Annotated in this window: 11 protein-coding genes and 1 pseudogene; 3 read left to right on the forward strand and 9 right to left on the reverse strand. The window is 72.5% G+C overall.

Annotation, left to right across the window (positions count from 1 at the left end):
• Nucleotides 1-268: 268 nt before the first annotated feature.
• The 8 genes from ABZ297_RS45245 to ABZ297_RS45280 form a co-directional block, all read right to left on the reverse strand.
• Nucleotides 269-646, reverse strand: a complete 378-nt coding sequence (locus ABZ297_RS45245; protein ID WP_355360275.1) for a hypothetical protein — start codon at nt 644-646, stop codon at nt 269-271.
• Nucleotides 640-1080, reverse strand: coding sequence for a thioesterase family protein (locus tag ABZ297_RS45250; RefSeq protein ID WP_355360278.1), 441 nt, complete (start codon nt 1078-1080; stop codon nt 640-642). Before ABZ297_RS45250 ends, ABZ297_RS45245 begins: the two co-directional genes overlap by 7 nt.
• 1 nt (nt 1081) lies before the next feature.
• On the reverse strand, nt 1082-1714 hold the full coding sequence (locus tag ABZ297_RS45255; protein WP_355360281.1) for a TetR/AcrR family transcriptional regulator: 633 nt from the start codon (nt 1712-1714) through the stop codon (nt 1082-1084).
• Between the two features lie 205 nt (nt 1715-1919).
• Nucleotides 1920-3095 (reverse strand): CU044_5270 family protein, encoded by a 1176-nt coding sequence (locus ABZ297_RS45260; RefSeq protein ID WP_355360284.1) that lies wholly within the window; start codon nt 3093-3095, stop codon nt 1920-1922.
• The gene (locus tag ABZ297_RS45265; protein ID WP_355360287.1) at nt 3092-3613 is read right to left on the reverse strand and encodes a sigma-70 family RNA polymerase sigma factor; all 522 of its coding nucleotides are present in this window, start codon (nt 3611-3613) and stop codon (nt 3092-3094) included. The genes ABZ297_RS45260 and ABZ297_RS45265 overlap by 4 nt, the downstream gene beginning before the upstream one ends.
• Nucleotides 3614-3835: 222 nt before the next feature.
• The gene (locus ABZ297_RS45270; protein ID WP_355360290.1) at nt 3836-4189 is read right to left on the reverse strand and encodes a hypothetical protein; all 354 of its coding nucleotides are present in this window, start codon (nt 4187-4189) and stop codon (nt 3836-3838) included.
• A gap of 61 nt (nt 4190-4250) precedes the next feature.
• A complete protein-coding gene (locus tag ABZ297_RS45275; RefSeq protein WP_355360293.1) occupies nt 4251-5261 on the reverse strand; it encodes a helix-turn-helix domain-containing protein in 1011 nt (336 codons plus the stop codon).
• 239 nt (nt 5262-5500) lie between these two features.
• Nucleotides 5501-6058 (reverse strand): TetR family transcriptional regulator, encoded by a 558-nt coding sequence (locus tag ABZ297_RS45280; protein WP_355360296.1) that lies wholly within the window; start codon nt 6056-6058, stop codon nt 5501-5503.
• Nucleotides 6059-6146: 88 nt separating this feature from the next.
• Between ABZ297_RS45280 and ABZ297_RS45285 the strand changes: the two genes are divergently transcribed.
• Nucleotides 6147-6611 carry a cupin domain-containing protein gene (locus tag ABZ297_RS45285; RefSeq protein WP_355360299.1) on the forward strand — a complete coding sequence of 155 codons (465 nt, stop codon included), beginning with the start codon at nt 6147-6149 and terminating at the stop codon, nt 6609-6611.
• Nucleotides 6612-6645: 34 nt separating this feature from the next.
• Here the strand turns inward: ABZ297_RS45285 and ABZ297_RS45290 are convergent, their stop codons facing one another.
• Entirely contained in the window at nt 6646-7485 is an 840-nt protein-coding gene (locus tag ABZ297_RS45290) for an aminoglycoside phosphotransferase family protein (protein WP_355360302.1), read from the reverse strand.
• Nucleotides 7486-7682: 197 nt separating this feature from the next.
• On the opposite strand from ABZ297_RS45290, the gene ABZ297_RS45295 reads away from it, so the two are divergent.
• Nucleotides 7683-8429, forward strand: a complete 747-nt coding sequence (locus ABZ297_RS45295) for a hypothetical protein (protein ID WP_355360305.1) — start codon at nt 7683-7685, stop codon at nt 8427-8429.
• A 106-nt stretch (nt 8430-8535) separates the two neighbouring features.
• Nucleotides 8536-9177 (forward strand): annotated as a pseudogene (locus ABZ297_RS45300) (magnesium-transporting ATPase); the annotation flags it as partial.

The raw sequence follows: 9177 nt of genomic DNA on the forward strand, positions 1-9177 counted from the left end.
GTCGGGCCCGGCGACCGCGCCGAGGTCCGCGCCGAAGTGCCGCACCTGCGGCAGGCCGGGGCCGGAGCCGTCGAGCACGAGACAGGCGCCTGCGGCGGAGAGGATGACGGGGGACACATCGGGCTCCTAACGCTCGGGCAGGCGCCGGACTCACCGGCCCGGCGCCTGTCGCGGATCAACTCGTTCCAGTCCAGTGTCCCCGACATCGAGCCGTTCCCACGGCCTGCCCCGCGAGCCGCGCGGACACCGTGCGTCCGGGCCCGCCGGCTCAGGCGGAGACGGTGGTCAGAGCGCGCCACAGGGCGGCTCGGTCCAGCGCGCCGATCTGCCAGGTACGGGAGCGGAGCGTGCCCCGATGCCGGTACTCGCGCATGATCTTAACGTGCGCGCGCAGCCGGACGAACTGCTGAAGATCGTCCTGGCCGATCCACACCGACAGCGAGCCGACCCGGCGGTCGACCACGTCCGCCCACAACCACATGCCCACCGCGCCGGGCAGCGCCGGCCACAGGCGACTCAGCGACAGGCCGCGCCGCGCGATGCCGGGAAGATCGAGTGCCCGGTTCATCCGGAAGTCCGTCAGCGCGGCCAGCAGCGGCCCCGGATGCCCGGCCGCCGGCCCCGCGATCCAGCGCGACCTCAGCACGGCGCCGCCTCCGCGAGCATCAGCGGCGCGGCGGCGGCGCGGAGTTCGTCGCTGAACGGCGTCGGCCGCAGGGTGGCAGGGTCCAGGTTGACGTTGACGCGGTAGCCCTCGGCGTGCACCACGGCGTGGTCCGCGGACAGCACGCGGAAGCCGTACCACCCGCTGGTACGTCCCATCCGCTCGAGCCAGAAGTGCACCGACGACTCGCCCGCCCCGGTGATGGGCGCGTTGTAGGTCACCTTGAACTCGCGTACGGCCAGGAACACGTCCTTGAACGCCGAGCGGCCGGGGTCGGACGCCCAGCCGAGCCGATGCCAGTACGCGCTGATCGCCCGCTCGACCAGCAAGGCGTACCGCGCGTTGTGCAACAGCCCCATCGCGTCAAGGTCGTCGAAATACACCTGGACCGGCTCGTAAACGCCGCCTGCGGTCATGTCAGTCCTCCGGGAGAAGCGCTGGGTCAGGGCAGAGCGCACGCAGGCGCTGGAGCACGGCACGGCGGGCGTGGACGAGCGAGGCCGGCCCGTCGTACAGGCGGGAGTGGATGATGACCATCTCGCCGAGCGCGTCGATCTCGTAGGCCAGCTGGGCCGGATCCACGCTGTCGACCAGTTCGCCCAGCGTCACGGCCTCCGCCACCAGCCGGCGGATGAACTCCTGCCACTCGCGCATGGCCCGCACGAGCCGGTCGCGGACCACTCCGGGACGATCATCGAACTCGGCCTGCACCGCGAAGAAGAAACAGCCACCGGGCAGCACGCCGTCGGCGTAGAACCTCAGCCGCGCCTCATGCAGCGCGAACAGGCGCCGTGCGCCCGCAGGGGCGCGCAGGGCGGGCCCCACCACCTGCTCGGTCCACTGCCGGACGGCCCACTCCACGGCGTCGAGCTGCAGTTGCTCCTTGTCGCGCCAGTGCGCGAAGAACGCGGACTTGCTGACCCCGGCCGCCGCTGCCAGCCGTCCCAGGGAGAGCCCGTCCAGCCCTTCGACCGAGGCCAGCCCCACCGCCTGCTGGAGGATCGTCTCGCGGCTGCGCAGCCCACGCAGCCGTCGGCCGTCTTGTTCCATGCGGTCACACTATATTAACGACCGATCGTTCACATAATTGACCGTCGGCCAAGCCGAACCGGGGGTCCGAACCGAGTGTCAGGTCGATGCCGGGGGTCAGGCCGGACTTCGTTACGGGAGCCAAAGACGTGGGGACCGGTGGCGGGGGATGTCCCGCCACCGGTCGGTCGTCATCCGCTACTCGGCGCGCGGAGACATGACTCGCTCAGGAGCCGGGCTTGTCGTCGGTCCAGCCGGCTTCGAGCACGACGTTGGAGTTCCACACCGTCCCCGGCGCGAAGTCCGTGAACAGGCCGCCCGGCTGGACCACGACGTTCTCGTAGGCCAGCGCACCCCCGGTCGCCCTGTCGAAGATCAGCCGCTTGCGCAGGACCCCACTAAAGTCCTTGTCCGTCGCCTTGGCCTTGGTCCGCTCGTCGATCGTGACCGCGGCGCCGGTTCGGCCCTCGGCGTCGGTGACGTCCTCGGCGACCTCGACCGCGTCCAGGCCGGCGAGCATCCGGAAGGCCGCGCCGCGCACCCGCGGGGTGACCGGCATGTCGGTGATCAGGCCGGCGGTGACGTCGAACAGCCAGGCGTCCGCCGTCTGCGGATCGCTGGACGACTCCGTGCCGTGCCCCTTGTAGGAGCGCAGCAGCCAGGCCTTGAGCGCGGCCGGGTCCGACGGGAGGCCGCGCAGGTCCTTCATCGTCACGTTCCGGCCCAGCCAGAACACCTTGTCGCCCTCGACCAGGCCGGCATGGCTGGTCCGGACGGCCCCGGGCGTGGTCGACAGCTTGGCCGGCACCTTCTTCCCCGGCACCAGGACGCCGACCTCCTCCGGAGACCCGGCCTGCCGCCATGCAGCCTCGTCGTCCGGGCCCGCCGGGCGCACGCCCAGGGGCTGCGACCGGCCCCACTGCTTCCCGCCGGGCGCGTACGGGGTCCAGCCCTCGCTTCGCTCCTGGTCCACGACGGTGTATCCGCCGCCCTCGACCTGGAACAGGGTCCGGCGCACGGACGCCGTGTGCCAGTAGGCGGCCGGCTCGTCCGGCTGGCGGTCCGCCTGCTCGGCGGCGGCCAGCAGGATGTCGCGGGCGGAGAGCCGGACCTGAGGTCCGGGGCTCCCCTGGGCGACAGACGAGGCGACCGACGGGGTGCCCGCGGGTGCCCGCGGCGTCGTGCCGCCCGTCCCGGACACCACGACGGCCACCGCGGTCACGGCCGCGGCGGCCCCGGCGAGGCTGAGCCCCCAGGCCGGTCGGACGATCCCGCGCCTTCTGCGCGCGGGCCGCGGCCCCGCCATGGCCTGCGACAGCTCGGCCGCCCTCGTAAGCTCGTCCACCGGGACGTCGCCCAGGTGCGCGGGGCGCGCCGCCCGCAGCTCGTCGATAGGGTTCATGTCCACTCCTTACTGAGATTCGGCACCCGTGCTCCGGCCCGCGCGGCAGGTTCCAGCCCCCGTTGGAACCGCTTGCGCGCGCGATGCAGCCGTACGCGGAACGTGGCCGGGGAGCAGCCGACGACGCGTGCGGCCTCACGCGGCGAGAGGCCCTGCCAGGCGACCAGGATCAGCGTCTCCCGGTCCTCCTCGGGCAGCTCGGCCAGCGCCTTGAGCACGCCGAGCCGCTCCGTCACGTGCTCGGCCACGTCGCTCTCGGTCCAGGACCGCAGCTCGGCGTTGAGCGCCTCGCGGCGGACCTCGGCCCGGACGTTGTCGCGCAGCACGTTGCGGGCCACTCCGAGCAGCCACGGCAGGGCCGGGTCCGGAACGTCGTCCAGCCGCCGCCAGGCGATCGCGAACGTCTCGCTCACCACCTCGTCCGCCACTTGGCGCCCCGCTCGGCTCACCACGTACGCCCAAACGCGCTGCCGGCATTCGTCGTAGATGCCGGTGAACCGTTGAGAATCGTCCGTCACCAACCCGCCCTTTCTCCGGGTGTCTTCTTCCGACACAGGGAAGTGGTCCGGGAAGCCCCATCGTTACCACCCATTTGTTCCTGGGCGCGCAACGGGAGCGTCGGTGTAGGCGATGAGGTTGCTGCCGGGTGGCAGCGTCAGGGTGTCCTGCGTGTGAGATGAGCTGTCCGGTCGGCTCCGGCGCGGCGGGTGGGTGAGGGAGCCCCCACTACGCGGGGGCGGCTAGGTGAAGACGTAGCACTCGACCTCGGAGCGGCGGTAGGTCAGCCCCTTCTCGACCGAGTCGCGCACGCACTCGCGTTGGGAACTGCTCAGTTTCAACTCGCCGCACACGGTCACGCCGACGTACGTGCGGCAGTCGAGCGTCGGGTCCTTCTTCCCGATGCGGTAGTTCTTCTTGACCTGTGCCCGGCACTCGGCCCGCGCGGCCGAGGTGTGCGCGTACTGGCACTGGCTCAGCAGAATCTCGTACTGGTGTTTGCTGACCTCGCGCGTGCGGTGCCAGGCATGGGCGGAGGGCCCGAGCAGCCCGAAAACGGTCAACATCCCGAGCGCGGCGGTAACGGTTGTCCTCATATGTTCCCCCCTCCATCCGGGATACCGCCCAGGGCGGTCGCCAAACACCGCCGGGGCGGCGTCAGGCGATCAGGTTGGGCTGGTGGCCGTTGAGCAGGGCGACGCCGAGCGCGGTGACGGCGTGCAACACCACCTTGCCGTGGCGCTGGCTGGTCGCCAGCCCGGCGTCGCGCAGGATCGTGACCTGTCTGCTGGCCGTGGACGGCGGCAGGCCGAGCCGCCGGGCGAGCTCGGACGTCGTGCAGTCGCCGAGGGCGACGACCTCCAGGACCCGGGTCCGGGTGGGGCCGAGCAGCCCCGCGAGCGTCGGACGCCGGCCGGTGCCCCCGCTTGAGCCCTCGCCGTGGGCCCAGGCCGGGTCGTGCTCGATGGGATAGACCAGGATCGGCGGCAGCCCCTCGTCCAGGAGGGTGACGGGGTCCTTGCGGCAGAAGAACGACGGCTGGAGTACCAGCCCCCGGCCCTGGAGATGGAGGTCGTGCTCGGCCGGGTAGGCGAGTTCGAGGGTCGGGAAGGTCCAGCGCGCCGACGGGTGCAGCGTGGAGAACACCGATTCCCAGCCGCCTTCCGACAGCACGCGGGAGCGTCGCGTCCGGTCCTGGCCGACCTGTCCGCGGATGCGCGACCAGTACGGCGACAGGCACGCCGCGAAGTACGCGCTCACCGCTCCGGCGACGGCCTGCACCGCCTGCGCGCTGCCCGCCGCCAGGTCGGCCGTCCAGCGCGGCAGCCGCCTGCCGGGATGCCGCCGGACCAGCTCGGCCAGGTCGGCGCGGAGCCGGTCGCGCGGGGTGCGCCGCAGGCTCTCCACTCCCGCCTCCATCGAGCCGGACCCGGTGCGCGGCGTGAGGAAGTCGGCCGCGTACCCCTGGGACGGCGCCAGCGGCGTCAGCAGCCTGGCGAGCGCGGGAACCCGTCCCAGCGCGTTCTGCTTCCACTCGCCGAAGACCAGCGTCTGCTCGCCGCGGCGCAGTCTGTGCAGGCTGAGCATCACCTCCCACATCGCGTCGGGCTCCGGCGAGATCCGGGTTCGCGCCAGATCCGCGCCCGTGAAATGGATCCGCAGCGTCACGAGACCCCCGCTCCCCAGCTGTCAGAAAGCCGTGCCCGGGCCCCCGCCTCCGGCACGTTTGCACCCCGACGGAAATCTCTATCACCTCGGGCTGACTCCGCGTCAGACTCTCGCGAGTAAGGATCACGGAATATAGCCCTTTATCCCCTCTTTCCCTTTTCGCCGCCGCGGGCGGCGTCCTGCTGGCGCAGGTGTCGACGCGATCATCGTGCCCGCCGTGCCCTCCGGTCGGTCGCCGGTCAGCGGGGGTGGAGGCCGTTGAGGGTGATCTCGATGTAGCGGCGCCAGTCGCCGGCGGCGTTGCGGATGACCGCGGCCAGCCCGCAGACGATCATGTTGACGTCGGCGACCGTCACGTCCGGCCGGATCACGCCTTCGGCCTGGCCTCGCTCGATCAGCTCGCCCGCGACGGCCTGCAGGGCCGTGCGCGTCTCCCCCTGCGGCTCGGTGGAGCCCATGGCCGTCTCGATGGCCTCGGACATCCCGCGGTCGCGGGCCAGCACCTCGCCGATGTGGCCGAGGAAGCGGGCGAGGCCGTCGGGGGTCGCGAGGCACGTCTCCCTCGCGAAGGCGAGCAGCTCGCCCGAGCGGTGCTCGGCGGCGGCCTCGATGAGCGCCTGGCGGGTCGGGAAGTGCCGGTAGAGGGTCCCGACGCCGACCTCGGCCGCCCTGGCCACCTCTGACATCTGCACGTCATACCCCTGCTCGGCGAAGAGAGCGCGGGCGGCCTCCAGGACACGGGCCCGGTTGCGTTCCGCGTCGGTACGCGGCTTGCGGCGGGACGGCGGAGTTGACATCCGAAGAGATCCTCTGGCTAGACTTTTGCGGAATACGGATTCCGGATTCCGCATTCAATTATCGCACGAGCCAGAAGAGAGAGACTCCATGTCGAAGGACCGCTTCATCCTGCTGAGCCCCGGCGAGGTCCGGCCGAGCCGGATCCCCATCCCGCCCGCGTTCGCGATCAAGGCCAGAACCGAGGACACCGAGGGAAGGTTCTCCCTGCTGGAGGTGACCCTGGCGCGCGACATCCCGCGCCACGTCCACCACGAGGCCGACGAGTGCATCTTCGTCCTGGACGGCCTGCTCGAGGTGGAGTTCGACGACCGGACGGAGACGGTGCCCAAGGGCGGGTTCGTGCTGCTGCCGCACGGCGTCCCGCACGCCCTGCGCAAGGGGTCCACGCCGCCTCCGCGGATGGTGCAGATCTCCTCGCCGGGAGGCTGGGAGTGCTACGTCGAGGACCTGATCGAGGCCGGGCCCGCGGCCACCACGAGCGGCAGGTTCGACCCGGAGAAGCTCAACCGCATCGCCGCCAAGTACCACATCACCTACGAGGAGCCGGCCTAACGGCCGCCGCCCCTGGTCCTCGGAGCCGGTCCGGTCAGCGGTAGCCGGTCAGCCCGTCGTCCAGCTCGTGCTGGTCGCCGTCGCGCGCCGCGTACAGGGCCTGCTGGAGCGCGAACGTGCCGCGGATCGCCGCGACGCGCTCCGCCAGCCCGCGCGGCGCGCCAAGGCGGGAGACGACGGCGTCGAGCAGCGCGTCGCCGTAGCTGGCCGCGACGGCGGCGAGGTCCTCCGCCTGGTCTCCCAGGCAGACGTCGTCCCAGTCGACCACGCCGGTCAACCGGGGCAGCCCGCCCACCCGCTCCCACAGGACGTTCTCGCCGCCGAGGTCGCCGTGCACCACGGCGGAGGTGAGGTGGGGAAGGCCGTCCAGCGCCGCGAGCTCCCGTACGGCCCGGGCCCGTCCGGCGTCGGACATGAGCGCGAACAGCTCCGCCCGCACGTCCGCGGCGAACTCCCGCCACCTGTCGCGCGGGGCGTGCGGCAGGGCCTCGCGCACCGCCGTCCGCGCGCCCGCCGCGGCGAGCCCGGTGAACAGGGCGGCGTACCGGGCGGCCACCAGGTCGGCGACCTCGCGGCGGCGAAGCTCCTCCTGGGCCAGCGGCGCCCCGGGGACGCGGCTGAGCACCAGCCAGGAAGCCCCCTCATCCAGAGGGACGGGTGTGCGGACGCCGAGGTCGAGCCCGGCGAGGACGCGGAGCACGGCGGCCCGCCGGGGCAGCCGGTCGCCGGCGGCTCCGGTCCGTGCGAAGCAGACGACCCGCTCCGCGCCGATCACCACGTCGTGGAACTGCCCCCGGTGGACGGAGAGCGCCGGCAGCTCGTCGTCTGGAAGGAGTCCGCGCAGCAGCCCACGATGGGCTTCGATCACGTCCATGGCAGACGAACCTACTCCACCGGGACGAGCCGACCTGAAGCGAATATGGGACGGCCCAACCCGACATATAACCTCCGCCCGGAATATCTGGACCGGCGAGGGATAGGGAGACATGGAGGGCTGCGCCGCGGCTCTCGGAACCGTCGTTCCCTGGCATGGCGTCAGGGATGGACGTTCCTCGTCCTGGAGGAGGAATCATGGCCGCCGCCCAGACGCGCCCGTCACGCGGGCGTCCGTCCACCGCTACCGCCGCGCCCGGACGGAAGAAGGAGTCCGGCAGGCGGCTCACGCTGGATCTGCCGATGATGACGGTCCAGCTCCGCGCGCCCGACGTCCGGATGCCCCACATCGCCCTGCCGCACCTCGCGATGCCGCGCGTGCCGATGCCGCAGATGCCGCAGATGCCGCACATCGGCAAGCAGGAGCTCGGTCACGCGGTCGACATCGCCAAGACGTTCCTCCCCGCACCCGAGCGCGTCGCCTACTACGGGGTGCTCGGCGCCCTGGCCGTGTTCGGAGTGCTCGAATGGCCCGTCGCGGCCGCCATCGGCGCCGGGACGATCATCGCGCAGCGCGCCCGGAGGGAGGGTGCGCCCACGATGGCGGCCCGCAAGCCGCCGGAGCCCGCGCCCGCCGAGCCGCCGAAGCCTGCCGCGACGACCACGCGGAGGCGGGCCACCGCCACCACGGGGGCCAGGCGAGCCACCGCTACCACCAGAGCCAGGCGAACCACCGGGACCACCGCGGGAACCACCGCCGGAACCACCGCCGGAACCAGGCGGACCACCGGAACCACCGCGGGAACCAGGCGAACGACGGGGACCACCACGGGAACCAGGCGAACCACGGGGGCCACCGCCACCACGCGGCGCAGGACCGCCTCGACCTCCAGCACGTCGACCCAGCGCAAGAGCACGGCCGGTAGTGCGCGGTCGGGCGGGTGAGCCCGGTTGGCCCCTGATCCGGACGACAGACAACTGAACGAAGCGTGTGCCCGCGCGGCTGTGCCTGGGCGCCCATCCGAGGACGCCCTTGATAGGAGGCCGCACGGTGTGGTCTGGTCTGCTCCCTGTTGACACGTTGCTGAACATGCTTCCCGAGCCGGTGCGGAGCATGCTTCCGCGCCCCCGCCGGGTGCAGCCGTGCCCTGGCGGGGTCCGCGTCGAGCTGCGGGGCATCGGCGGCCCGGGAACCGAGCGGCTCGCGCGCGCTCTCGAGGAGCGGCTGCTGGCGTCCGGCGTGCCCCGCGCCGAGGTGAACGGGGCCCTCGGCTGCGTGTTCGTCGGCGGGGACACGTCCGTGCTCGACATGGACAAGGTCGTGGCGATCGTCGAGGAGGTCGACTCGGGCGCCGCGGTGCCCGCGCCCCGCGCGATCGACGGCGTGGAGCAGCAGGCCCGCGCCGCGGTCAGCCTCGGCCTGCACCTCGTCGGAACCGGGGTGGCGCTGGTCGGCCGGGTCACCGGGCTCCCGAGGCTGCCCGCCACGGTGCCCAGCTTCCTCGCCCTGGCCGAGGACGTCCCGCGCGCCCGCCGCGAGCTGGAGCTGCGCCTCGGCAAGCCCGCCGCAGAGGCGCTGATGGTGACCACCCGGATCGTCTCCAACACGCTGGCGATGCGGCCCGTGGCGCTGCTGATCGACTCCGCCGCGGCGGCCGGCGCGCGCGTCGACATACCTGCCCGCCGCCGCGGC

The organism is Nonomuraea sp. NPDC005983, from assembly GCF_040614375.1.
Lineage (GTDB): Bacteria > Actinomycetota > Actinomycetes > Streptosporangiales > Streptosporangiaceae > Nonomuraea.

What these genes read in the sequence shown, in the direction of transcription:
- ABZ297_RS45290 (WP_355360302.1), bottom strand. Translation starts at nt 7,485, where the DNA reads ATGGACGTGATCGAAGCCCATCGTGGGCTGCTGCGCGGACTCCTTCCA.
- ABZ297_RS45250 (WP_355360278.1), bottom strand. Translation starts at nt 1,080, where the DNA reads ATGACCGCAGGCGGCGTTTACGAGCCGGTCCAGGTGTATTTCGACGAC.
- ABZ297_RS45260 (WP_355360284.1), bottom strand. Translation starts at nt 3,095, where the DNA reads ATGAACCCTATCGACGAGCTGCGGGCGGCGCGCCCCGCGCACCTGGGC.
- ABZ297_RS45270 (WP_355360290.1), bottom strand. Translation starts at nt 4,189, where the DNA reads ATGAGGACAACCGTTACCGCCGCGCTCGGGATGTTGACCGTTTTCGGG.
- ABZ297_RS45295 (WP_355360305.1), top strand. Translation starts at nt 7,683, where the DNA reads ATGGCCGCCGCCCAGACGCGCCCGTCACGCGGGCGTCCGTCCACCGCT.
- ABZ297_RS45255 (WP_355360281.1), bottom strand. Translation starts at nt 1,714, where the DNA reads ATGGAACAAGACGGCCGACGGCTGCGTGGGCTGCGCAGCCGCGAGACG.
- ABZ297_RS45280 (WP_355360296.1), bottom strand. Translation starts at nt 6,058, where the DNA reads ATGTCAACTCCGCCGTCCCGCCGCAAGCCGCGTACCGACGCGGAACGC.
- ABZ297_RS45285 (WP_355360299.1), top strand. Translation starts at nt 6,147, where the DNA reads ATGTCGAAGGACCGCTTCATCCTGCTGAGCCCCGGCGAGGTCCGGCCG.